Origin of the sequence: Sphingomonas sp. S-NIH.Pt15_0812 (assembly GCF_003951315.1) — a bacterium.
GTDB lineage: Bacteria > Pseudomonadota > Alphaproteobacteria > Sphingomonadales > Sphingomonadaceae > Sphingomonas.
This window is the reverse complement of the sequence record NZ_QLJH01000005.1, coordinates 93,765-116,576: the sequence shown is the minus strand read 5'-3', so window position 1 is coordinate 116,576 and position 22,812 is coordinate 93,765. Positions and strand designations below refer to the sequence as shown.

Genomic DNA, 22,812 nt, shown 5'->3' with positions numbered 1-22,812 from the left:
TCGACCTCGCAAGCCGGCCTGACAATGCCTGCTGTCATGCGCCGATCTGCGCTGATGATATTGACGTTGGCGGCGGTTGGATCGTGGTGGCTGAGTTCTCGTGGGTTATCCGGAATCCAAGATTATTATTTTTTTCACCAGGACCTGCCCCTCTTGCTCGTGGGAGGCGCAGCCATGTTCGCTGCTGCTCGAACGCCGGTCGCGGCCGGTGTAGCGGCTACGGAGCTAAAACCGCGGGCGGTCATCGCACTCACCATCGCAGCGGTAGCGCTGGCCTACATAGGCACTTGGGTCGTGATGAATCGCTACGCGATGTCCCGTGACGAGGATATGGCCGACTTTGCCGCACGGTACATGCAGCAAGGTCTGCTAGGTATGCAAATCCCCACAAAGTTTCACGGTTTCGGCAAGGCTGGCCTACCTTCGAGTGCAGGTCGCTTCATTGCGCATGGTTATTGGGTTTCCGACTACCTGCCGATGAATTCAGTGTTTCGAGCCGCTGCCGGCCTGGTCGGCGACCGTTGGTTGGCCGGGCCGATCCTGTTGCTTATAGGTATAGCTGCAACATGGAAAGCAGCGCGGCTTTTGTGGCCGAGCGACCAAGCGGCGGCATTGGTTGCTGTTGTTTTGGCAGCGACCTCTACTCAGCTCATTGTGAATGCAATGACGCCTTATGCCACTACTGCGCATTTTGCCCTGAATGCGGTTTGGATTGTATGTTTCCTTCATGGGGGACGTAACGGTCATGCTGCTGCGATTCTATGTGGACTGGTGGCAGCGGGGTTGCACCAACTTCATTTTCACTTATTGTTTCTATCGGGGTTCATCATATGGATGGTACTGACGCATCGTAAGGGGCTTGCGATACTGTATGCCGGAGCCGCAATTGGCTATTGCGTGTTTTGGGACATAGTATGGACTCAGTTTATTCTGTTTCCCCTGTTTGGTGGAGGGCCGGCGCCGGGTAGTAATCTATCAAAAACCCTGTCTGACGTGATCGTGGAGCACTTATCTAGGCTGAATAATCTGGAGCCAATCACTAGTGTGGCGCGATTCCTAGCATGGCAGAATATTTTGACGTTACCTCTTGTTTTGATTGGCGTAAGGGCTGCCATACAGAAGAGCCGAAGAAATATTCCGGTCTCCTTTGCCTTTGTCATTTCGCTTGGTATTGGCCTTATGCTTATGCCGTGGCAGGGTTTTGGCTATGGCTATCGCTACCTCCATCACCTGATGCCGTGCATTATCCTTCTAGCAGCCGGTGGTGTCGTACACCTGAAGGCATCTGGCGTTTTTTTGAAGCGAAAATTGCTTACCACCAGCATAATATTTGCTGTATGTATTTCTGCCCCATTTGCCATGTGGCGTTCGCATGAACTTTTGATGCCTTATGCCAACGCTTATCAGATATTGCAAAACTCCCCAGCAGACGTCGTCATAGTTGACCCTCTGGCGGGAGCCTATGTTCAAGATATCGTTCGCGTAAGAAATTCAAATCGTGGCCCATTTTTACTTGATATGTCAGAATTGAGTATCGATCAGATTGATTATATTTGCGACAATAACAGGGTAATGATCTTTGATCGAGCCGATGCGAAGTTGGTGGGTATTCAGGGTGATGAGGGCTTTGATACGCCGGCTATGATATCTATACGACGTAAGCGCGTTCATATGCTAGAGCGGGGATGCGCTCGCCCCGTGCCGGTCACCAATATCTGACGGGGTATCGAAAACCACATAAATTTAGCTTTTGGGCGAACACCCATCAGGGGGTCCGGTATCACGTTTAGTATTATTGTTTGGAGCAATTTTGCGGGTCGGAAGTAGGGAAAGGTCAGTGTGAAGACTGGCGGTAGCAGTGCCGTTGTTTCATATATCGATAGAAAATAGTTGAGTTTGCTGTGCGGCTGGACGATGTTGCTCCTCTGGCCGCTCGCGCATACGCAGATCTTCATGCCACGTAGCGGAGCAATGGATCGCGCCATCGCCGCGCAGGTGCGCGCCGCCATCCCGGCCGATGTGCGAACCCGCTGCCTGTTCGTGTTCGAGGGGCCGGTCGCCTATTATCAGCTGACCGACGCCCGTCGTGTCACCCGCTTCCCGTTCAGCGCGCATATCAGCTCCCGCCGGGAAGCGGCGGCGCTGGGGGAGCCGCCGAGGGTGGCGCTGGATGCCGCCATGGCCCGGCATCCGGGCACCGTCATCACCGTCACCGCACCGGCCCGTCCGGATCGCAATGCCGAAATGGAAGCCCGCCTGCTCGGCATCCTCCACCAGGGCTATCGCCCGATCGCGCGTTTGCCGCACCGCTTCTTCACGGTGGACGAAACCTTGGTCATCTGGCGGCGCAACGATCTGCGCTAAGCGACGACTCAGGCGATGAATTGCTCCATCGTGATCCGGTCGTCCAGCGCATGTTCGGGATCGAACAGCAGCGTCAGTTCACGGGCCCGGTCGATGCAGACATCGACGCTGGCGACATCGCGAATCTCGCGCTGGTCGGCGACGGCGGAGATGGGGCGCTTGTCGGTATGGATGGCGCGGATCGAGATGCGTGCCTTTTCCGGCAGGATCGCACCGCGCCAGCGGCGCGGGCGGAACGGGCTGATGGGCGTCAGCGCCAGAAGGTTCGAGCCAAGCGGCAGGATCGGGCCCTGCGCGGAGAAATTATACGCGGTCGATCCCGCCGGGGTCGCCACCAATATGCCGTCGCAGGCCAGTTCGGGCAGGACGACGCGGTTATTCACCGTGACCTCCAGCTTGGCGGTCTGTCGCGTCTCGCGCAGGACGGACACCTCATTGATCGCCGGCAGCACATGGATGCGGCCGTCCGAGCCGGTGATCGTGCATTGGAGCGGCGTGACCTTGAACGGCCGCGCCGCGTCCAGCCGGGCGTTCAGGCCGTGCAGCTGCCATTCGTTCATCAGGAAGCCGACCGTACCCAGGTTCATGCCGAACACGGGCACCGGCGGCTTGCGGCGTTCCAGCATCCGGTGGAGCGTCTGGAGCATGAAGCCGTCGCCGCCGAGCGCGACGACCATGTCCGCCTCCTCCCAGTCGACCCAGTCCGCCGCATCGGCCAGGGATTTCGCCGCCTGCTGCGCCGGCGCGGTCGGAGAGGCGAGCAATGCGCGCCGTGGGTATCGGGTCATCCGCCAGTGACGCTCATATGTCGCGCCACGGCGGGGGACGCACCGGTAGCAATTTGGAAGTCATGCCGCGCGGGCTTGCGCGCCAGGCCCAGGTCGATCGCGGCATCCAGCGCCGGCAGGCCGCCCTCGCGCAGGGCATGCTTCAGGTCCACCTGATCGTCATGGCCCAGGCACAGATACAGCTTGCCCTCGGTGGTCAGGCGCACGCGGTTGCAGCCGTCACAGAAATTGGCGGTGAGCGGCGAGATCAGGCCCAGTCGGGTGTTCGTGCCCTCGACCCGCCAGTAGCGGGCCGGGCCGCCGGTGCGATGCGCATCGCGCACCAGGGGGAACCGGCGTTGCAGCCCTTCCATCGCCACCGTCAGGGGCAGGAACCGGTCGACCCGGTCCTCATCGATCGCGCCGAGTGGCATCGTCTCGATCAGGGAGAGGTCGAGCTGCTCGTCCACGCACCATTGCAGCAGGTCGGGCAGTTCGGCGTCGTTCAACCCCTTCAGCGCGACCGCGTTGATCTTGACCCGCAGCCCCGCTGCCTGCGCGGCGCGGATGCCGCCCAGCACCTGATGCACGTCGCCATGCCGGGTTATGTAGCGGAAGCGATCCGGATCGCGCGTGTCCAGGCTGACATTGACCCGGCGCACGCCCGCCGCGACCAGCGTCTCGGCATGATCGGCCAGCCGCGTGCCGTTGGTGGTCAGCGTCAGTTCGTCCAGGCCTTGACCGACCAGACGTCCGATCCGGTGGATCAGTTCGCCCACGTCGCGCCGGACCAGCGGCTCGCCGCCGGACAGGCGGATCTTGGTGACTCCGCGCGCGACGAAGCGTTCGGCGATGACCGCGATCTCCTCCAGCGCCAGCAACGCCTTGCGCGGCAGGAAGGTCATCGCCTCCGCCATGCAATATCGACAGCGGAGATCGCAGCGATCGGTGACGGAGATGCGCAGATAGCGGATGGCGCGGCCGTGCGCATCGATCAGCGCGGGCTGGGCAGGGACAGTATGGTTCACCATCGCCGTAACGCGCTAAGCGGGGACAGGCTCCGTCGCAAGCCGGGATTGCTTGCCGCCGGACGGGAAAGGACGCAAAAAGGTATCAATGAGCGATACCCATTCCAGTGGCACCGCCACGATACCCCTGCCGCCCACCGAGCGCGGCTCGGCGGGGCGAGTCGCCGTGATCGATGCACGGGGGCGCGGATCGCGGGCCGCGCAATCCGTCGAATCGGCGGCGCAGCGCGGCCCGGTGCTGGTCCTGGTGGATACGCTGGAGGATGCCGGGGCGCTGGTCGCGGCGGGGGCGACGCATTTCCTGCTCGATCCGTGCGAGCCGGACGCGATCGCGCTGGCGGTGCGCGCGGCAGGGGGCGGCCTGCCGCAACGACATGGCGCCACGGCGGCCATTGCGCCTGGGCCGCTGCACCGCTGGCTGGCCGGGCGGCTGGCCAATGGGGCCAATTGCGCGGTGGCGGCGGTGGCGCTCTCCCGGCTCGACCTGGTCCACGCCGCGCATGGGCGAAGCCGCACCGACGCCGCCATCTCGGCCTTGCTCGAACGGCTCAGCATCGCCGTCGAGGGGCACGCCATCATCGCACGCGCCGGCGGCGAGCATGTGCTGTTGGCGATGGAGGATGGCAGCACCGATCACATGCTGGCGATCCTGGGCGAGGAATTGACCCGACCGGTGCTGACCGGCGGGGTGCGGGTGGTGCTGGGCAGCCGGGTCGGATTCGCCACGCCGGAGCCAGGCGACGATGCCGAGGCGATGATCCGTCGCGCCTATCAGGCGCTGCACGGCGCGCGGGAGAGCGATGGCGCGACCATCCACCTCGCCGAACCGGAGGGGGTGGCGCCGATCGACGCGCTCGCGGTCGATCTGCATCTGGGCCTGTCGCGCGGCGAGATCGGCGTCGTGTTCCAGCCGCAGGTGGAGGTCGCCAGCGGTCGGATCGTCGGGGTGGAGGCGCTGGCCCGCTGGGAGCATCCCCGCTGGGGACCGCTGGGCGCGGCCACCCTGTTCGCCGCGGCCGAGCGCGCCGATCTGGGCATCGCGCTGTCCGACCAGATCCAGGCCCTGGTCCTGTCGCGCGCCGCCGCCTGGCCGCGCGCGTTGGGCGCGTTGCGGCTGTCGCTCAACCTGACCGCCGCCGATGTCGCGCGCCGGGGCTTCGCCGCGACCTTCCTGGACCGGGTGGATGCCAGCGGCTTCCCGCGCGGGCGGCTGACCGTGGAGCTGACCGAGACGGGCATGATCCGCGAGATGAAGACGGTCGCGGGCCTGCTTGCCGAATTGCGCGCGGCCGGATGCCGGATCGCGATCGACGATTTCGGCACCGGCTATTCCAGCCTCGCCTATCTCAAGGCGCTGCCGCTCGATTATGTGAAGCTCGACAAGGCCCTGGTCGACGAGATCGCCGGCAGCCCGCGCGACCGGGTGGTGGTGCGCGGGGTGATCGACATCGCCCGTGCCCTGGGCCTTGCCGTCATTGCCGAGGGGGTGGAGACACCCGCGCAGCTGGCGCTGCTCTCGGCCGAGGGATGCGGTTGGTATCAGGGGTTTCTGTGCGCCGGTCCGTTGCGGGAGGAGGAACTGGTCGCCTTGGTGGAGCAATCGTGATGAAGATGCCGATGATCCTGCTCGCGGCGGCGGCGGTGCAGCCGGGCGGCGTCGGAGCCGCCATGGCCGACAGTGCCGCCGCCTGGAACCGGGGCGACCTGTCGGCTTTCGTGGCGGTCTATACCGAGGATGCGGTGTTCGTCACCGCCAAGGGGCTGGTGCGGGGACGGGCGGCGATCGCGGCGCGCTATGCTCCGTCCTTTCGATCCGGCGGTAACGCGCGGGGGCGGCTGTCTTTCGAGACGCTGTACCAGCGGCCGATCGATGCCACCCACCGCCTGCTGATCGCCCGTTGGACGCTGACCGCCGAGGACAAGTCGGAGACCGGCCTGACGTCGCTGGTCTTCGAGCGTCAGGGCAGGGCCTGGCGGATCGTCAGCGACCATAGCAGCTGAGGCGGACGGATCAGGCCGGCGGGGCGGCATCCATGGCCCGGGCCATGGCGACGAACTCCGCCACCGAAACGGTCTCCGCCCGGCGCGACGGATCGACGCCGACCACCGCCATCGCCGCATCCGCGCCCGCCACGCCCTTGAGGCTCTGTCGCAGCATCTTGCGCCGCTGGCCGAAGGCGGCGGCGGTCAGTCGTTCCAGCACCGCCAGCCGGACCCCCTCGGGCGTCGGCGTCGGGGTCAGATGGACCACCGCCGACATGACCTTGGGCGGCGGGGTGAAGGCGGAACGGTGGACCGGCATCGCGATGCGCGCGGTCGAGCGCCACTGCGCCAGCACCGCCAGCCGGCCATAGGCGGACGAGCCGGGAGCGGCGACGATCCGATCCGCCACCTCGCGCTGGAACATCAGCGTCAGCGACCGCCACCAGGGTTCGGGCGACCAGTTGGCCGACAGCCAGCCGATCAACAACGCGGTGCCGACATTATAGGGCAGGTTGGAGGCGATATGCGGCCGGCCGGCGAAGAGCGACGGCGCGTCGATCGCCAGCGCATCCCCCTCGATCAGCCGCAGCTGGCCCGGATAGGCTTCGCCCAGTTCCTCCAGCGCGGGAATGCAGCGATGGTCGCGCTCGATCGCGGTCACCTGTGCGCCCGTCGCCAGCAAGGCGCGGGTCAGGCCGCCGGGGCCGGGGCCGACCTCCAGCACCTCTTGATCGGCGAGCGGACCGGGAACCGCCGCGATGCGGCCGAGCAATTGCCCGTCGAACAGGAAATTCTGTCCCAGCGCCTTGGAGGCGGACAGGCCGTGCCGCGCGATCACGTCGCGCAAGGGGGGCAGGGTGACGGTCATGCGCGCGCCGCCGCGCGGCGGGTGGCGGCCGCGCCGGCCATGGCGATGGCGGCGATCATCGCGCCGGGCACCGCCCGATCCTGTCCGGCGATGCCGAAGGCGGTGCCATGGTCGGGCGAGGTCCGCACCACCGGCAGGCCGAGCGTGATGTTGACGCCGTCGTCGAAGAACAGCGTCTTGATCGGCACCAACGCCTGATCGTGATAGCCGCACAGCGCCGCGTCATAGCGCTCGCGCGCCCGCGGGTGGAACAGCGTGTCGGCGGCATGTGGCCCGGTGATGTCGATCCCCTCCGCCCGGAGCAGGGCGATAGCCGGCTCCATCACCTCGATCTCCTCGCGACCGATCGCGCCGCTCTCACCGGCATGAGGGTTGAGGCCGGCGAGGACCAGGCGCGGCGCGGCGATGCCGAAATCCCGGCGCAGGCCATGGGCGGTCACGCGGGCGCTGGCGGCGATCAGGTCGGGCGTCAGAAGCGCGGGTACGGCCGACAGCGACACATGCGTGGTCATCGGCACGACCCGCAGGCCCGGCCCGGCGAGCATCATCACCGTGTCCGCCGTGTGCAAGCCGCAACGGTCGGTCACGAATTCGGTCTGGCCCGGATAACGGAAGCCGATCTCGTAGAGTTGCGCCTTGGACACCGGCGCCGTGACCAGTGCGCCAGCGCGTCCGGCCAGCACCAGCGCCATCGCCTGTTCCAAGCTGTCGAGCGCGACCTGCGCACCCGCCAGATCGGGCTGTCCCGGCTGGATCGTGCCCGCGCCCCGCACCGGGAGGATGGGCAGGCCGGTCGCGAACGCCGCTTTCGCCTCCGAGGGATCGGCGATCTCGATGACCGGCCCGGTCCAGACCCGGGCGACCGCGCGCGGATCGCCGACCGCGAAGAAGGACGGCAGCGCCTTGTCCGTCCGCCGGTCCCAGGCCTTGGCGACGATCTCCGGCCCGACCCCGGCCGGATCGCCCAGCGATACCGCGAGCGGCGTCATCGGATCACCGATACTCGACCACCGCGTCGCGACGCAGGTCGCGCAGCTTCTGCTGGGCACGCAGGTTCACGCGTTGCTGCTGCAACTGGTTCTGGATCTGGTCGGACGAGGGAAGCTGGCCCGATTGCGGATCGTCGCGGCCGCACAGCACCAAGGCGCGGACCCCCGATTCGGCCGAACCGAAGGGCGGCGTCGCCTGGCCGATCTGGAGCTGCAGCATGATGTCGGCCAGCTGCGGCGGCAGGTCGCGGATGCGGACCGTGTCGTTGTCGACCACTTCCGCGCCGACGCTGGCCGCGATCTTGGCGACGGTGCCGCAGCCCTGGATTTTCTTCAGCCCTTCGCCGAACGCGGCCGCGCGCTGTGTCGCCTGGGCCTGGGTGGTGCCGGGGGCGAAGTGGACGGTCAGCTGCTTCAGGCTGAGCCGGGCGTCGCGCGGATCGGCGGTCAGCACCTGACGCTTGTCGGTCAGGTACAGGATCGAGAAGCCGCCGGGGATCGGGATCGGCCCGGCGACCTGCCCGACCTGCATCTGCTGTGCGGCGCTCGCCAGTTCGGCGGGCAGCACGGCGGCGCGTACCCAGCCCAGATCGCCGCCGACCGAGCGGGTCGAGGCCTCCGAATATTGCCGGGCGAAGAAGTCGAAGGGCTGCTGCGCCTTCTGGATTTCGCCGATGATCCCCTTGGCGCGCTCCGCGATCTGCGCGGCATTGGCGTCGTTGGCGGCGAGGAAGATCTCGCGGAGGTTATATTCCTCAGTGCCCTTGGCGGCCTCCAGGCGGTCGAGGATGCCCTTCACCTCCTGGTCGCCGATATTGACGAACGGTTCCACTTTGCGGCGCAGATAGCGCTGCCAGGCGAGTTCGCCCTCGATCTGCCGCTTGAGCGAGCGATCCGACGATCCGTTCTGACGCAGATAGTCGGTCATCTGCTGCGGCGTGCGGTTGAAGTTGCGCGCGACCCGGTTGTAGCTCTGGGTGATCTCGTCGGGCGTGATGGTGATCTCGGCGGACTTGGCCTCCTGGATCTCCAGCGTCTCGTCGATCAGCTGGCGCAGCACCTGCAGCTTCAGCCGGTCGCGATCGGCCTGGCTGATCTGGCCGCCATTGTTCGCCGCCAGCACCAGCGCGACGCGCTGGTCGACATCGGTGCCGGTGATCACCGTGTCGTTCACGATCGCGGTGGGCTTGCGGACATTGGGGTCGAACTTGCCGAAGATCTGCGAATCGGCCGGAATGTTCAGGCCGTTATCGGCCCCCGGCGCCTCCTGAGCAGGCGATCCCTGCTGCGCGGACTGGGCGACCGCGCCCGCCGCCATGGCGGTCAGCGCGACAAATCCCAGCATCCGGCCGCTGCGTGCAGCCCAACGACGATTCTGCTTCACGTGTTCGATCCGTCCCCACTCGGCCGCAAAGCCGGCCGGAACGGCGACGGCTAGTGCAGGCTAACTGAACCCGCGCTTAGCGGCCGAGGTTGGTGAACGCCAGCGTCAAGAGGAAGTTGTTGCCCTGGCGCGCGTCGCCGATCTGGCGATAGTCGCGTCGCCACGTCGCGCCCAGCCGCAGACAATCGTCCTGATATTCGATGCCGAGCCGGTGGCGGATCGGACTGAAACCGTCCGCCACGCCCAGCGGATCCTCGTTGCGATCGGTGAGGTCGACGATCGCCGAGCCGAAGGCGGACCAGAAGCGCGCGAATTGCACGCGCCCGGCGAGGCGCACCTCCTCGCGGTCGCGCAGATCCTCGACCGTGGTGATGTCGCGGTTGAGCTTGAGATAGCCGATCAGCGCATAGGTGCTGCGCGAACCGATGGTCGCGTCCACCTCGTTGCGGCGAACGAAGAAATTGTCCTTGTCCAGGCGGTAGCGATGGACGACCGACACGAAGTCGCGGAACCGCAATTCGGTGCGCCCGACGATGTCCGACCAGCGGTCCGACAGGCCGGTGCCGTCCGGCAGGATGCTGGGCCGGGCCGACAGGCGATAGCTTTGCCCGACCACCGCATCCAGGCTGAAGCCGGGCAGGTTCAGGCCATATTCCGCGCCATAGGTCGCGCGCGAGCTGTCCTCGAACCGGTCATAGCCAGGGAAGCGATTGAGCGCGAACAGGTTGGAATCGTCCAGGTCGACGGCGCGCGAATCCTCGTTGGGGATCGAAAAATTCTTGATGCGCGGCGCGGCGACGATCTGGAAGCGGGGTGTCACCCGCTGGGTGCCCGCGCCGATGCTGCCGACGAACGGCCAGCGCATGTCGACCGCCACCGCGCCGATCGCGCGTGTCTGGAACCCCTCGGTCCCGCGATAGACGATCTGCGTCGTCTCCAGCGTGTCGTGCGCATTATAGGCGTCGCCGCGTGCGAAGGCGGTGAAGGTCAATTCCTGGCCCCAGTTGGTCAGGCGGCGCAGGTCCCAGCGCAGGCTGGCGAAGGCGCGCTGCGTGTCCTGCCCGGCGGTGCGGGTCAGCGCCAGGCTGTTCAGTTGCAGCTCGACCTTGCCGCCGGCGATGCCGTCGTCGAAGCGGCGGCGATAGTCGATCTCGGGCAGGGCGATCGGTTGCAGCCCCTGCCGGTCGTTGACCCGCAGCGTCTGCACCGCCCAGCCCGTCACCGCGAAATAGCTGTCGGTGCCGATCCGCTGGAGCGAGGCGGTGTTGCGCAGCCGGTCGTCGCGCGAAATGTCATAGCGGCGCAGGAAGGTGCGGTCGGTGGTGACGCGCAGCGATCCGCTCAGGCTCCATTCGGGCGTGAACTGGTAGCGCGCGACGCCGTCCAGATAGCCGCGAAACGCCATGCGCGTATCGGTCGGGTCGATGGTGTTCAGGTCGTCGCTGCGCCGGCTTTCGGTGGCATAGCCACGCAGACGGAACGCACCGACTTCGCTGAGCTGCTGATATTCGACGTCCGCCATCGGCAGCACGCTGGAATAGACGTGCGGCGTCAGGGTCAGCCCGCGATTGGGCGCGAGCCGGAAATAATAGGGTAGCGCGACCTCGACCCCGTTGACCCGGCTGTACTGGATATTCGGGCTGAGCAGGCCGCTGTCGCTGCCGCCGCCGACCGGGTGCGAGAATTGCGGCAGCGGGATCGACGGCAGGCCGAACAGGTGGAGCTGTGCGCCCTGGTAATAGACGCGCTCGCGATTGGGGCGATAGACGACGCGGACCGCCGTGATCTTCCAGCTCGGCTCCTTGGGACAGCCCTCGGCATTGGTGACCGAGCAGGGCGTGTAGGCGGCCTGTTCCAGGTCGATCCGGCCATCGGTCGCGCGCGTGCCGCGGCGGGCCGCCAGCCGGCCGCCCTGGTTCAGCACGACCAGCATGTTGTCGACCACGCCGTCCTTCAGCGAGTCCGTCAGGTCGATGCTGTCGCCATAGGCGGTGTCGCCCTCCTCGCCGACGATCGCCACGTCGCCGGTCGCGACGACCTTGCCGGTCTTGCGGTTCCACACGACCTTGTCGGCGCGCAACCGGCCATCGGTACGGAACATGCGCACGTCGCCGGTCGCGGTCACGACATCGTCGTTGGTGTCATATTCCAGCGCATTGGCGCTGAACTTAACCTGATCGTCATCGGCGGGCGGCGCGGCGGCGGGCGGCGGCGGCGGCACGACGGGGGTCTGGAGATCCTGCGCCGAGGCGGGCAGGGCAAGCACGATCCCCAGGGCGCAGCCGGCAAGAAGGCTGATACGCGACAAACAACTTCCCCTTTTGGCGCACACGGTTCGACCGCCCTGATCCCGCCACGCGATCGGGCTTCCGCTCGCCTATCGCACCCTCGTTCAAGCCGCAACGCTTGCCAGCGGCGACATGCGGCTTAGATGCACAGGATCAGTCAACGAGGTTTTCCCCATGCAGATCAGTTTCGCCCCCGGCGCCGCGGATGCCGCGCTGCTCGTTCTCCCCGTCGAGAAGGACGGGGTGGCGCGCATCGGCTGGGGGCAATTGGGCGAGGGGGCGGCCCCGGTCGCCGAAGCCGCGGCCACGGCGCATCGCTTCGCCGGCGAAGCGGGTGCGACGGTCGAGCTGTTCGTGCCGGCGGCGAGCGGCGTGCGGCGCGTGCTGCTGCTCGGCATCGGCGCGGGGGCCGACAAGGACTGGATCAAGGCGGGCGGCGCGCTGACCGCGAAGCTGCTGACCTCCGCCACGGAGGCGACGGTGGATTTCGCCGCGCTCGCCACCGCGCCGAGCGCGCAGGCCGCAGCGCGGTTCGCGGGCGCGGCGGCGCAGCGTGCCTGGCGGCATGACATCTATCGCACCACCCTGCCGGAGGCGCAGAAGCCGACCTTTGCCAAGCTGGTGCTGGCCGCCGCGCCGACCGGTACGGACGACGCCTGGACCGTGCAGGAGGCGGTGACGAACGGCCTGGAACTGACCCGCACGCTGGTCGCCGAGCCGCCGAACATCGTCTATCCGGAAAGCTTCGTGGAGCGGGTCCGGCAGTCGGTCGACGGGCTGGGCCTGGAGATCACCGCGCTGGGTGAGGAGGAGATGCGCTCGCTCGGCATGGGCGCGCTGCTCGGCGTCAGCCAGGGGTCGGTGCGCGACGCCCGCATCCTGGCGCTGCGCTGGAACGGCAAGGGCGCGGGCGATCCCGACCTGGCCTTTGTCGGCAAGGGCGTGACCTTCGACACCGGCGGCATCTCGCTCAAGCCGGGTGCCGGCATGGAGGATATGAAATGGGACATGGGGGGCGCCGGCGCGGTGGTTGGTGCGATGAAGGCGATCGCCGGTCGCAAGGCCAAGGCGAACGTCGTCGGCGTCTGCGGGCTGGTCGAGAACATGCCCGACGGCAATGCGCAGCGTCCCGGTGATGTCGTCACCTCCATGTCGGGTCAGACGATCGAGGTGATCAACACCGATGCCGAAGGGCGGCTGGTGCTGGCCGATGTCATCACCTGGACGCAGAAGACCTTCCGCCCCAAGACGATCGTCGACCTGGCGACGCTGACCGGCGCGATGATCGTCAGCCTGGGCAATGAATATGGCGGCCTGTTCGCCAACGACGATTCGCTTGCCGACGCGCTGGTGGCGGCGGGCATCGCGACGGACGACAAATTGTGGCGCTTCCCGCTGTCGGACACCTACAACAAGCTGATCGACAGCCCGATCGCCGACATGAAGAATGTCGGTCCGCGCGGAGCCGGATCGATCACGGCGGCGCAGTTCATCCAGCGCTTCGTCGACAAGGATGTCCGCTGGGCGCATCTCGACATCGCCGGCATGGTCTGGTCCGACAAGCCCGGCACGACCTGGGACAAGGGCGCGACCGGCTATGGCGTGAAGCTGCTCGACCGGTTCGTCGCCGACCGGTTCGAGGATTGATCCGCTGGTGGCGGGCCGGTTCGCCGGTCCGCTACCCTTGGAGAGCGATCGTCCGCGATGCAGGTCGACTTCTACCATCTCACCGCCACGCCGCTGGAGCGCGCGTTGCCGCAGATCGCGGAGCGCGTGCTGGCAAGCGGTGGCCGGCTGCTGATCGTCGCCGAGCCGGAGGAGCAGCGCCGGCATCTCGACCGCTGGCTGTGGAGCTACGCGCCCGACAGCTTCCTGCCCCATGCCGCCATCGGGGACGGGGCGGAGGCCGCGCAACCGATCCTGATCGCCCCCCAGGTCGAGCCGGCGAACGGCGCGCGCTTCGTCGCGATCGTCGACGGGCAATGGCGCGACGCGGCGCTGGCGTTCGACCGGGCCTTCCACTTCTTCGACGACGACCGCATCCGCGAGGCGCGACTGGCCTGGAAGGGGCTGGCCGACCGCGACGGCGTGGAGCGACGCTATTGGAAGCAGAACGACGCCGGCCGCTGGGAACAGGCGGCCTGAGCGATCGCCAGGACGAGCGCGGGTGAGGGCGGTTGCCAATCCGCCCGCCCGCGACTAGGGCGACGCGACTTTCCACCTTGCCAGCAGGAGCCCGTGACCGTCATGGCCGCGAACCGTACCTTTTCGATCATCAAGCCCGATGCCACCCGCCGCAACCTGACCGGCGCGGTCACCAAGATGCTGGAAGAGGCCGGTCTGCGCGTCGTCGCTTCCAAGCGCATCCAGATGACCCGCGAGCAGGCCGAGGGCTTCTATGCAGTCCACAAGGAGCGCCCGTTCTTCAACGACCTGGTGTCGTTCATGATCTCCGGCCCGGTGGTCGTGCAGGTGCTGGAGGGCGAGAACGCCATGCAGCGCAACCGCGACATCATGGGCGCGACCAACCCCGCCAATGCCGAGCCCGGCACGATCCGCAAGGAACTGGCGGAGTCCATCGAGGCGAACACCGTGCACGGTTCGGATTCGGACGAGAATGCGGCGATCGAGATCGCCTATTTCTTCAAGCCGGAAGAGATCGTCGGCTGATGCGCTGGCGGCTGCGACGGGCGGCGCCGGCGGATGCGCCGGCCGTGTCGCTCGTCGCGGCCGCGAGCTTCCTGGAAACCTTCGCCGGCATCCTGTCGGGCGAGGACATCGTCGCGCATGTCGGGCGGAAGAGCGCGCCCGAGCGTTTCGCCGCCTGGATCGCCGATCCCGCGAGCCGCGTGACGCTGGCGACGCATCCCGACGGGGACGCACCGGTCGGCTACAGCCTGCTCACCACCCCGGAGGATGTCGGCGCGGTCCGGCCCGGCGATATCGAACTTCGGCGTATCTACACCTTGTCGGTGGCGCGTGGGACGGGTCTGGGGGCGGCGCTGATGGCGCAGGCGATCGCCGATACCCGCGCCATGGGGCATGACCGGATGCTACTAGGCGTGCTGGCGACGAACCGGCGCGCCTGCAACTTCTACGAGCGACAGGGCTTCGCGATCGTCGGCGAGCGTCGCTTCCTGGTCGGGGCGACCTGGCACGACGATCGGGTCTACGCCCGGGCGATCTGACCCCAGCCCATCGGTTCAGCGACTTTTCGGCAGCCAGCTCAATTCCTTGCGCTTCTCGCGCTGGGGCCGGCTGGCCAGCTTGGTGAGGCCGGGGCGATCGAGGATCGTGATCCGCTCCCGATCGCGGCGGATCAGCAGCTTGTCCTCCAGCAACCGTATCATCCTGTTCACATGGACATTGGTCAGGCCGAGCAGGTCGCCGATATGCTCCTGGGTCAAACGCAGCGCGAAGCTGTCATTCTGCACCTCGCCGAGCCGATCCAGGCGCCTGGCGATGTCGAGGAGGAAGGCGGCGAGTTGCGCCTCGGCCGTAGTGCGCCCCATTTCCGCCAGCTGGTCCATCAACGCCAGCCGCTCGGCCTGGACGCTGAGCAGGAACAACGCGCTGAGCCGCGGGTGCGCATCGATCAGCGCGCCGAACTGGGTCAGCGGCACGAAGCGAATCACCACCGGCGTGATCGAGGACAGCGTCTCGACCGCCTGGTCGCTGCACATGCTGGGCGTGCCCAATATGTCGCCCGGCAGATGGATCTTGAGGATCTGGCGACTACCGCTGGGCAGGATGTGCGACGCCATCGCCCAGCCTTTCTCCAGCATATAGAAGCCCGTGGCCGGCTCACCCTCGCGCCGTATCTCGCGCAGGCGATCGAGTCGGATGGTCGGGCCGCCGAGCGCGCGGACCGCGTCCGCCTCCTCGGGCGTCAGCGTCGTAAAATCCTCCAACCGTTTCAACGAGTTTTTCTCACGCGCTTGCCCCTTAACATTCTTTCGCTAGCCCATCCTAACCGGTGCGCCAAGCGCTTGGCATGCCGCAAGGATTGCGTCTCCGGATAGCAGAAATGCGGCGAAAAGAGCGTGGCGACGGGGACGTGCTTTGCCGAGGTGCGTTGTAGCGTTAGTGGTAATTCAACCCAAAGGCTCCAGATAGGGTGCGATGAGCCGTCTGATCTCCCGCTTGCGGCAGCTACATGCGTCTGACGGCACGATCGCCGCGCATGTGCGCGAGACGTTGGTCGAGTCCCTCTATGCCTCGCCACAGTCGCTGGTGATCGGCGCGCTGACCAGCAGCGCGATCACCATGACCGTGGCCGCGATCAGCGGCAATGGCCTGATGCTGGGCGTCGCACTGACCATCGTTGCGGTGGCGGGCATCCGCATCATCGACGTGATGCGGATGCCTGCCGTCCCGGCTCGGACTGCCGAGCGGCCGCGTCATCAGGAACTGATCTACCGCGCCGGGGCGCTCAGCTATTCCGCGTTGCTCGGTTTGTTCGGCCTGCTGACGCTGACCGGAACCGATGACGGCGTGCTGCAACTGCTCGCCGTGACCACCACGATCGGCTATGCGGCGGGGATCGCCGGTCGCAATGCCGGTCGACCCTGGATCGCGCTGTCGCAGCTCTGTTTCGCCTCGCTGCCGCTGGTCGCCGGGCTGCTATGGTCGCTGATGCCGCTCAAGGCGCTGCTCGCAGGCGTCATCCTGCTCTTCATCGTGGCGATGATGGACATCACGCTCCAGACCTATGGCGTCATCTTGAAGGCGACGGTGGGTGCGATCGAGAAGACGGCGCTGGCCGAGCATCATGCCGCGATCGCCCGCCGCGACGACCTGACCGGGGTCGCCAATCGGACCGCCTTTCGTGAACGGTTCGAGGCCAGGCTGGAGGCGGTGGCGCAGGGCGAGGGGATGCTCGCCTTGCTCTGGCTGGACCTGGACCGGTTCAAGGAGATCAACGATTCGTACGGGCACTTGGCGGGCAATGAACTTCTCGCCACCGTCGCGCGGCGGATGAACGAGGCGTTCGGCGACCGCGACATCGTCGCCCGGCTGGGTGGCGACGAATTCGCCCTGGTCTGCACGATCCGCGACGAAGGGGAGGCGGCGGTGATCGGTAATCGCATCCTCGATCTCGTTGCGCTGCCCGTCGCGCATGACGGTGCGCCGCTCCGGGTCAGCGGGTCGCTGGGCGTGGCGATCGCGCCCAAGGACGGTGTCGATCCCGACCGCCTGCTCAAGAATGCCGACCTCGCCCTCTACCGCGCCAAGGATGGCGGGCGGGGCGAGATGCGCATCTTCGAGCCGCGGATGGACGAGAAGATCGAGCGCGAGCGCGATCTCGCGGGCGAGATGAAAGGCGCGCTGGAGCGGGGTGAGTTCCATCTGGCGGTGCAACCGATCTTCGACCTGGCGGGCGAGCGGATCACGGCGGGCGAGGTGCTGCTGCGCTGGACCAATCGACGCCACGGCGACGTATCGCCGGCCGAGTTCATCCCGATCGCGGAAGAGAGCGGGCTGATCGTGGCAATCGGCGGCTGGGTGATCCGTGAAGCCTGTCGGATCGGCCGCGACTGGGGCGACATCACGATCGCCGTCAACCTGTCGCCCATCCAGCTTCGCTCGGCCGAATTGCCGGCCGTGATCCTGGGGGCGCTCGCCGCGAGTGGCCTGCCGCCCGAACGGCTCGAGCTGGAAGTGACCGAGACGGTCCTGCTCAACGACATCGACGCATCGCTGGCGGCGCTCGATGCGATCAACCGGCTGAGGGTACACACCACGCTGGATGATTTCGGCACGGGTTATTCGTCGCTCAGCTACCTGACCCGCTTCCCGTTCCAGACGCTCAAGATCGACCGGTCCTTCGTCACCGACCTGGAGCGCAATCCGGCCTCGGTGGCGATCGTGCAGACGGTCATCGAACTGGCGCGGAAACTGGGCATGCGCACCACCGCCGAAGGGGTGGAGACGCAGGCGCAGCTCGACCAGTTGCGGCGGACCCGGTGCGACTCGGTCCAGGGCTTCCTGCTCGGCCATCCGCTGCCCGCCGATGCGTTCGGCGCCCTCTTCAGCCAGACGGGCAAGCGGCACCGTCGAAACTCCTGATCATGGCCGGGCAGACGCCGAAGCGCCCGCCCGGCCGGTGATGCCCGCTTATGCGATGGCGGGGCCGGACAATCGGCTCTGCGCCCGCACCAGGCGCTGCATCAGCTTCAAGTCGGTCTCGCTCAGGCGCAGGGCCGCGTCGGCCCAGAGGTCGACCACCGCCTCCAACTCCGCCAGCGGCAGCGGATTGACCGAGCGCGACGCCTCATAGATCGCGCAATGGCCGCTGTGCCGCCGCCGGTTGAGGCGGATATAGTCCTCCACCGCCGCGCGCCCCTGGCCGGCCTCGGCCAGGCCATGGACGATGCCGAGGTCGTACAGCTCCTCCGCGCTGTAGATGCGGCCGCTGAGGATCATCTGTTCGGCCCGCGCCGCGCCCAGCCGTCGCGACAGGAAGCAATGCGCCCCCATGCCGGGGAACAGGCCGAACGCCGTCTCGGGCAGGCCGAAGCGCGCGCCCCGCTCGGCGATGACGACGTTGAACGACAGCAAGGCCTCGAACCCGCCGCCCAGGGCGTCACCCTGCACCAGCCCGATGGTGATGATCGGCCGGTCGAGGCTCATCATGTTGCGATGGAGGATGCGTACGCAGGCACGGCCATAATCGACCAGCGCCGATCGATCGCCGGACCGGATCTTCGCGGCGAACAGGTCGAGATCGCCGCCCAGCGAGAAGATGCCCGGATGGCGCGAGCCGAGCACGAGGTAGCGGATCGGCATCTCCTCGGACCGCAACGCCTCCACGATATCCTGCTGCCACAGGCCGAACTCCGTGAGCAGTGACGGATTGAAGCTCGGTCGGTCACGCGCGCGCATGAAGGTCCAGAGCGCGTCGAGCGCCGGATCGAACTCCACCTCCAATTCGCCATAGGCGAAGGGATGATGGCCATCCGGACGGGAGGGGAGGGGATGGTGACGCGAAGGGTGACGGTCGGCGGAGACGACGGGGGGGAATTCGACGGTCATGCTGACTTCCTTTTTCACTCGCAGCAAGTTGCTGCATCGGAAGGATAGTTTGCTTGGTCGCGACCGAGCGACGTGGAATCGGAACTGGTCCGCGATTGCTGCGGACGATGCAGGCCGTGCCGGACATGGCCCGCAGTCCCGGCAATGTGATCGATGATATCGCCGTGACGGCGATTACCGGCCGGGTGACGAAAGAAGCGCGGCCGGCTCGACTTGATCCGGCCGGCGCGGGGTCGCTATCATATGGGATGCTGCCGAGCCCATCCGCCCCGATCGCCCCTGCCCATGGGGAGTCGCTCGATTTCGTCGTGATCGATGTCGAGACCGCCTGTTCCCGCGTCAGCAGCATCTGCCAGATCGGCATCGTCGGGTTCCGCAACGGCGCGGTCTGCTTCGAATATGAAACGCTGGTCGATCCGCGCGACACGTTCAGCGGCTTCAATGTCAATATCCATGGCATCACGGCCGACCATGTGCTGGGCCAGCCCTGTTTCGGTGACCTGCATTCGATCGTCGATGGTCATCTGGCGGGGCGGATCACCGTCGCCCACTCGCATTTCGACAAGGGGGCGCTCGCCGCCGCCTGTCGCGTCCATGATCGGCCGGAGATCGCTACCACCTGGCTCGACAGCGTCCGCGTCGCGCAGCGGGCTTGGCCCGAATTGAGCAGCCACCGGTTGAACGTGCTTGCCCGCCATCTGGGCCTGGAGCATCGGCATCATGATGCCCTGAGCGACGCGCGTGTCGCCGGCCTGGTCGTGGTGCGTGCGATCGAACATAGCGGCCGGCCGCTCGCCGATTGGCTCTCCCCCGGCAAACCGCCCAAGCGCCCGCCCGCGCCGTCGCCGGCCGCGCACGGGCCCCTGGCCGGGCAGCGGATCGCGATCCTGGGCGAGCCGCGCGACGGTCCGCTCGCGCATCGCATCGCCGCGCTGGGCGGGCGCGTGGTCAGCGCGGTTGGCCCGTCGACCACGCTGCTGGCGATCGCCCCGACCGCGCCCGCCGGTCCCGCCCTGCAACAGGACTCCCGCTATCGCCGGGCGGAGGCGATGCGCCGGGCGGGCGGGCGCATCCGTATCGTGGCGGCCGACCTGCTGTTTTCGGGAGGCGCCGGCATCCTGTAAAAGTCAGCCGAACGGCCTGCGTTCCATCATGCCCGTCGGGGTTTCGCAGAACGGTGCTTGCCCTGATCGGCCAACCCGTCCTAGAACCGGATGATAACGTTACCGTAGGGAGGGGGGCTTGCGGGGTTTTCCCTATATTCGCTGGACGATCATCGCGCTGTTCGTGGTGGCGATGGTCATCAACTATCTGACCCGCAGCATATTGGGTGTCGCGGCGCCGGCGATCATGGCCGAGCAGCACATCTCCTCCGAACAATATAGCTGGATCACCGGCGCCTTTCAGTTCGGCATCATGTTCCAACCGGTCGCCGGCTATCTGCTCGACCTCATCGGCTTGAAGATCGGGTTCACGCTCTTCGTCGCGATCTGGTCGTGCATCACCCTGGGCCATGGCTTCGCAAATGGCTGGATGGGGTTCGCCGGGCTGCGCGGTGCGCTGGGGCTGGTCGAAGGATCGGCGCAGCCGGCGGGGATGAAGCTGGTCGCCGAATGGTTTCCGGCGCGCGAGCGCGGCGTGGCCGGCGGCATCTATCAGATCGGCGCCTCGTTCGGCGCGGTGTTCGCGCCGCCCCTGGTCGCCTGGGCGGTCTTCAACCACAGCTGGCGCGCGGCCTTCTTCGTCGCGGGTGGCCTGGGCCTCGCCTGGGTCGTCGCCTGGCTGGTCTGGTATGCGCCGCCCGCCCGGCACCGCCGCCTGTCCGAGGGCGAGCGACGGCTGATCGTCGAGGGGCAGGAGGCGTCGCTGGTGCGGCAGCGGCGGCGTCCGCCACTCGGCGAACTGCTGCGCCGACGCAATCTGTGGGCGATCGCGGCGGCGCGTTTCCTGGCCGATCCGGTCTGGGGGATGCTGTCGCTCTGGATGCCGCTCTATCTGGTCCAGGCCCGGCATTTCGACCTGTCTCAGATCGCCCTCTTCGCCTGGCTGCCCTTTCTGGCGGCCGATCTGGGCTGCCTGTTCGGGCCGGCCTTGGTCGCCTTCCTGCAAGGGCGCGGTGTCGAGCTGGTGGATGCGCGGCGCGGCGCCTTCACGCTCGGCGCGGTGCTGATGACGGGCATGATGTTCGTCGGCAGCGTGACCAGCCCGATCGCGGCCATCGCGCTGCTGTGCCTGGGCGGCTTCGCGCACCAGACGCTGTCGGTGACCGTCATCACCCTGTGTTCCGACCTGTTCCCGCAGGATCAGGTCGCGACCGCGACCGGCGTCTCGGGAACCGCCGCCAATCTGGGCGTGCTGATCTTCACGCTGTCGCTGGGCGCGCTGGTCGACCAGGTCGGCTACCAACCCTTCTTCATCCTGCTCGGTCTGCTCGACCTGGGCGGGGCCGCCCTGCTCTGGACCCTGGTGCGAAAACCCGCATGACCGCTGACCCTATCACGCCCGCCAATCCGATCCTGCGTGGCTTCAACCCAGATCCGTCGATCGTCCGGGTGGCGGAGGATTATTATATCGCCACCTCGACCTTCGAATGGTTTCCGGGGGTGCAGATCCATCACAGCCGCGACCTGGCCGACTGGCGGCTGGCGGCCCGGCCGCTGTCGCGGGCCAGTCAGCTCGACATGCGCGGTGATCCGGATTCCTGCGGTGTCTGGGCTCCGGACCTGAGCTACAAGGACGGGCGCTTCCACCTGATCTATACCGACGTGAAGCGGTACGGGCGCACCACGGTCGATGGCGCACGCGGCGCGTCCTTGCGCGACTTCCACAATTACTGGGTGTGGAGCGACCGGATCGATGGCCCCTGGTCCGATCCCGTGCATCTCAACAGCAGCGGCTTCGACCCCGCGCTGTTCCATGACGATGACGGGCGGAGCTGGATGCTCAACATGCTGTGGGACCATCGCCCCGGCCGCAAGCGCTTCGCCGGCATCGTCGTGCAGGAACTGGACATGGCCGCGCGGCGGCTGGTCGGTGAGCGGCGCGTGATCTTCCAGGGCACGGCGCTGGGCTTCACCGAGGGGCCGCATCTCTACAAGCGCGACGGCTGGTATCATCTGCTCGTCGCCGAAGGGGGGACGGAGCGCGGCCATGCGGTGACCATGGCGCGGTCGCGCACCCTGTTCGGTCCCTATGACGTCCATCCCGATGGCCCGGTGCTGACCGCGCGCGACACGCCGGACGCGCCGTTGCAGCGGGTCGGCCATGGCGATCTGGTCGAGACGCCGGAGGGGACGCCCTGGATGGTGCATCTGTGCGGCCGGCCGATGCCGGGAAGCGATCGCTGCGTGCTGGGGCGCGAGACGGCGATCCAGCCGATGCGCTGGGACGCGGATGGCTGGCTCCGCGCCGCCGCGCCGCCGCCCGTGACCATCGACGAGCGGCCGGTCACCGCATTCGAGCGGTTCGACGGGCCCGACCTGCCCGACGCCTTTCAATGGCTCCGCTCGCCCGAGCCGGATCACCTGTTCAGCCTGGCGGCACGGCCCGGCCAATTGCGGCTGTTCGGACGCGAGACGATCGGCAGCCATTTCGAACAGGCGCTGGTCGCGCGCCGGCAGACCGCGTTCCGCTACGACGCGCAGACGCTGGTCGATTTCGCGCCCGAGCATTTCCAGCAGGCCGCCGGGCTGGTCTGTTATTACAACAGCACTAAATATGTCTTTCTGCAGGTCACGGCCGACGATGACGGCCGACGGGTGCTCCAACTGCTCTCGATCCTGCCGATCGGCGAGGGGCAGAGCGTGACGACCGATCCGATCCCGCTACCCGCCGGGCCGATCGCGCTTCGTGCCTCGGCGGATCATGCCGTGTTGCGCTTCGCCTGGCGGGCCGAGGCGGCGGCGGAATGGCATTGGCTGTCGGAGACGGTCGACGCCAGCCTGCTGTCCGACGAGGCGACCTTGCCGGGCCTGCCCAATTTCACCGGGACCTTCGTCGGCATGGCCTGCCAGGACATGGCGGGCACCGGACGTGCGGCGGATTTCGCCTGGTTCGCCTATGACGAAGCGATCGGCTGAACGATTGGCCCCGGCCAGTGGCGAGGC

The 22,812-nt window shown here is 67.1% G+C and carries 20 protein-coding genes; 12 read left to right on the top strand and 8 right to left on the bottom strand.

The features are described from left to right. The first annotated feature begins 36 nt into the window (after positions 1 to 36). Together BRX43_RS05200 and BRX43_RS05195 are read left to right on the top strand one after the other, a co-directional pair. Positions 37 to 1,719, top strand: a complete 1,683-nt coding sequence (locus BRX43_RS05200) for a hypothetical protein (RefSeq protein ID WP_206433110.1) — start codon at positions 37 to 39, stop codon at positions 1,717 to 1,719. A 171-nt stretch (positions 1,720 to 1,890) separates the two neighbouring features. Further along, entirely contained in the window at positions 1,891 to 2,364 is a 474-nt protein-coding gene (locus BRX43_RS05195) for a hypothetical protein (protein ID WP_125993797.1), read from the top strand. Between the two features lie 8 nt (positions 2,365 to 2,372). Here BRX43_RS05195 and BRX43_RS05190 read toward each other — a convergent pair whose 3' ends face one another. Next, positions 2,373 to 3,152 carry an NAD kinase gene (locus tag BRX43_RS05190; protein WP_125993796.1) on the bottom strand — a complete coding sequence of 260 codons (780 nt, stop codon included), beginning with the start codon at positions 3,150 to 3,152 and terminating at the stop codon, positions 2,373 to 2,375. Further along, positions 3,149 to 4,162, bottom strand: coding sequence for a GTP 3',8-cyclase MoaA (moaA, locus tag BRX43_RS05185; RefSeq protein ID WP_125993795.1), 1,014 nt, complete (start codon positions 4,160 to 4,162; stop codon positions 3,149 to 3,151). The genes BRX43_RS05190 and moaA overlap by 4 nt, the downstream gene beginning before the upstream one ends. A gap of 85 nt (positions 4,163 to 4,247) precedes the next feature. Between moaA and BRX43_RS05180 the strand changes: the two genes are divergently transcribed. Beyond that, the gene (locus tag BRX43_RS05180; RefSeq protein ID WP_125993794.1) at positions 4,248 to 5,765 is read left to right on the top strand and encodes a GGDEF domain-containing phosphodiesterase; all 1,518 of its coding nucleotides are present in this window, start codon (positions 4,248 to 4,250) and stop codon (positions 5,763 to 5,765) included. Further along, entirely contained in the window at positions 5,765 to 6,160 is a 396-nt protein-coding gene (locus BRX43_RS05175; protein WP_125993793.1) for an SgcJ/EcaC family oxidoreductase, read from the top strand. The genes BRX43_RS05180 and BRX43_RS05175 overlap by 1 nt, the downstream gene beginning before the upstream one ends. A gap of 10 nt (positions 6,161 to 6,170) precedes the next feature. Here the strand turns inward: BRX43_RS05175 and rsmA are convergent, their stop codons facing one another. From rsmA to lptD, 4 genes are all read right to left on the bottom strand, one after another. After that, positions 6,171 to 7,010 (bottom strand): 16S rRNA (adenine(1518)-N(6)/adenine(1519)-N(6))-dimethyltransferase RsmA, encoded by an 840-nt coding sequence (gene rsmA, locus BRX43_RS05170; RefSeq protein WP_125993792.1) that lies wholly within the window; start codon positions 7,008 to 7,010, stop codon positions 6,171 to 6,173. After that, positions 7,007 to 7,999, bottom strand: a complete 993-nt coding sequence (gene pdxA / locus BRX43_RS05165) for a 4-hydroxythreonine-4-phosphate dehydrogenase PdxA (RefSeq protein ID WP_125993791.1) — start codon at positions 7,997 to 7,999, stop codon at positions 7,007 to 7,009. Before pdxA ends, rsmA begins: the two co-directional genes overlap by 4 nt. Before the next feature lie 4 nt (positions 8,000 to 8,003). After that, on the bottom strand, positions 8,004 to 9,383 hold the full coding sequence (locus BRX43_RS05160; protein WP_309660191.1) for a peptidylprolyl isomerase: 1,380 nt from the start codon (positions 9,381 to 9,383) through the stop codon (positions 8,004 to 8,006). Positions 9,384 to 9,459: 76 nt separating this feature from the next. Then, on the bottom strand, positions 9,460 to 11,691 hold the full coding sequence (gene lptD, locus BRX43_RS05155) for an LPS assembly protein LptD (protein ID WP_125993790.1): 2,232 nt from the start codon (positions 11,689 to 11,691) through the stop codon (positions 9,460 to 9,462). A gap of 154 nt (positions 11,692 to 11,845) precedes the next feature. Between lptD and BRX43_RS05150 the strand changes: the two genes are divergently transcribed. From BRX43_RS05150 to BRX43_RS05135, 4 genes are all read left to right on the top strand, one after another. Next, the gene (locus BRX43_RS05150; RefSeq protein ID WP_125993789.1) at positions 11,846 to 13,318 is read left to right on the top strand and encodes a leucyl aminopeptidase; all 1,473 of its coding nucleotides are present in this window, start codon (positions 11,846 to 11,848) and stop codon (positions 13,316 to 13,318) included. Positions 13,319 to 13,375: 57 nt separating this feature from the next. Further along, positions 13,376 to 13,816, top strand: a complete 441-nt coding sequence (locus BRX43_RS05145) for a DNA polymerase III subunit chi (protein ID WP_125993788.1) — start codon at positions 13,376 to 13,378, stop codon at positions 13,814 to 13,816. A gap of 102 nt (positions 13,817 to 13,918) precedes the next feature. Continuing rightward, positions 13,919 to 14,341, top strand: coding sequence for a nucleoside-diphosphate kinase (gene ndk, locus BRX43_RS05140; protein WP_125993787.1), 423 nt, complete (start codon positions 13,919 to 13,921; stop codon positions 14,339 to 14,341). Continuing rightward, positions 14,341 to 14,859: a GNAT family N-acetyltransferase gene (locus tag BRX43_RS05135; protein WP_206433109.1), complete on the top strand. Its 519-nt coding sequence runs from the start codon at positions 14,341 to 14,343 to the stop codon at positions 14,857 to 14,859. Before ndk ends, BRX43_RS05135 begins: the two co-directional genes overlap by 1 nt. Positions 14,860 to 14,874: 15 nt before the next feature. Here BRX43_RS05135 and BRX43_RS05130 read toward each other — a convergent pair whose 3' ends face one another. Continuing rightward, positions 14,875 to 15,591, bottom strand: coding sequence for a Crp/Fnr family transcriptional regulator (locus BRX43_RS05130; RefSeq protein WP_125993786.1), 717 nt, complete (start codon positions 15,589 to 15,591; stop codon positions 14,875 to 14,877). Positions 15,592 to 15,793: 202 nt separating this feature from the next. On the opposite strand from BRX43_RS05130, the gene BRX43_RS05125 reads away from it, so the two are divergent. Next, positions 15,794 to 17,740, top strand: coding sequence for an EAL domain-containing protein (locus tag BRX43_RS05125; RefSeq protein WP_125993785.1), 1,947 nt, complete (start codon positions 15,794 to 15,796; stop codon positions 17,738 to 17,740). Between the two features lie 48 nt (positions 17,741 to 17,788). On the opposite strand, the gene BRX43_RS05120 is transcribed toward BRX43_RS05125, so the two are convergent. Next, a complete protein-coding gene (locus tag BRX43_RS05120; RefSeq protein ID WP_125993784.1) occupies positions 17,789 to 18,706 on the bottom strand; it encodes a crotonase/enoyl-CoA hydratase family protein in 918 nt (305 codons plus the stop codon). Positions 18,707 to 18,831: 125 nt separating this feature from the next. Between BRX43_RS05120 and BRX43_RS05115 the strand changes: the two genes are divergently transcribed. From BRX43_RS05115 to BRX43_RS05105, 3 genes are all read left to right on the top strand, one after another. Further along, positions 18,832 to 19,830 carry an exonuclease domain-containing protein gene (locus tag BRX43_RS05115; RefSeq protein ID WP_346962847.1) on the top strand — a complete coding sequence of 333 codons (999 nt, stop codon included), beginning with the start codon at positions 18,832 to 18,834 and terminating at the stop codon, positions 19,828 to 19,830. Positions 19,831 to 19,948: 118 nt separating this feature from the next. Further along, positions 19,949 to 21,190, top strand: a complete 1,242-nt coding sequence (locus BRX43_RS05110; RefSeq protein ID WP_125993783.1) for an MFS transporter — start codon at positions 19,949 to 19,951, stop codon at positions 21,188 to 21,190. Then, positions 21,187 to 22,785: a glycoside hydrolase family 43 protein gene (locus BRX43_RS05105; protein WP_125993782.1), complete on the top strand. Its 1,599-nt coding sequence runs from the start codon at positions 21,187 to 21,189 to the stop codon at positions 22,783 to 22,785. The genes BRX43_RS05110 and BRX43_RS05105 overlap by 4 nt, the downstream gene beginning before the upstream one ends. Positions 22,786 to 22,812 lie beyond the last annotated feature (27 nt).

Excerpts from the sequence above, each read along its gene's own strand:
- BRX43_RS05200 (WP_206433110.1), top strand. The coding sequence starts at position 37 with ATGCGCCGATCTGCGCTGATGATATTGACGTTGGCGGCGGTTGGATCG.
- rsmA (WP_125993792.1), bottom strand. The coding sequence starts at position 7,010 with ATGACCGTCACCCTGCCCCCCTTGCGCGACGTGATCGCGCGGCACGGC.
- BRX43_RS05105 (WP_125993782.1), top strand. The coding sequence starts at position 21,187 with ATGACCGCTGACCCTATCACGCCCGCCAATCCGATCCTGCGTGGCTTC.
- moaA (WP_125993795.1), bottom strand. The coding sequence starts at position 4,162 with ATGGTGAACCATACTGTCCCTGCCCAGCCCGCGCTGATCGATGCGCAC.
- ndk (WP_125993787.1), top strand. The coding sequence starts at position 13,919 with ATGGCCGCGAACCGTACCTTTTCGATCATCAAGCCCGATGCCACCCGC.
- BRX43_RS05150 (WP_125993789.1), top strand. The coding sequence starts at position 11,846 with ATGCAGATCAGTTTCGCCCCCGGCGCCGCGGATGCCGCGCTGCTCGTT.
- pdxA (WP_125993791.1), bottom strand. The coding sequence starts at position 7,999 with ATGACGCCGCTCGCGGTATCGCTGGGCGATCCGGCCGGGGTCGGGCCG.
- BRX43_RS05125 (WP_125993785.1), top strand. The coding sequence starts at position 15,794 with ATGAGCCGTCTGATCTCCCGCTTGCGGCAGCTACATGCGTCTGACGGC.
- BRX43_RS05145 (WP_125993788.1), top strand. The coding sequence starts at position 13,376 with ATGCAGGTCGACTTCTACCATCTCACCGCCACGCCGCTGGAGCGCGCG.
- BRX43_RS05135 (WP_206433109.1), top strand. The coding sequence starts at position 14,341 with ATGCGCTGGCGGCTGCGACGGGCGGCGCCGGCGGATGCGCCGGCCGTG.
- BRX43_RS05190 (WP_125993796.1), bottom strand. The coding sequence starts at position 3,152 with ATGACCCGATACCCACGGCGCGCATTGCTCGCCTCTCCGACCGCGCCG.
- BRX43_RS05115 (WP_346962847.1), top strand. The coding sequence starts at position 18,832 with ATGGCCCGCAGTCCCGGCAATGTGATCGATGATATCGCCGTGACGGCG.
- BRX43_RS05180 (WP_125993794.1), top strand. The coding sequence starts at position 4,248 with ATGAGCGATACCCATTCCAGTGGCACCGCCACGATACCCCTGCCGCCC.
- BRX43_RS05120 (WP_125993784.1), bottom strand. The coding sequence starts at position 18,706 with ATGACCGTCGAATTCCCCCCCGTCGTCTCCGCCGACCGTCACCCTTCG.
- BRX43_RS05175 (WP_125993793.1), top strand. The coding sequence starts at position 5,765 with ATGAAGATGCCGATGATCCTGCTCGCGGCGGCGGCGGTGCAGCCGGGC.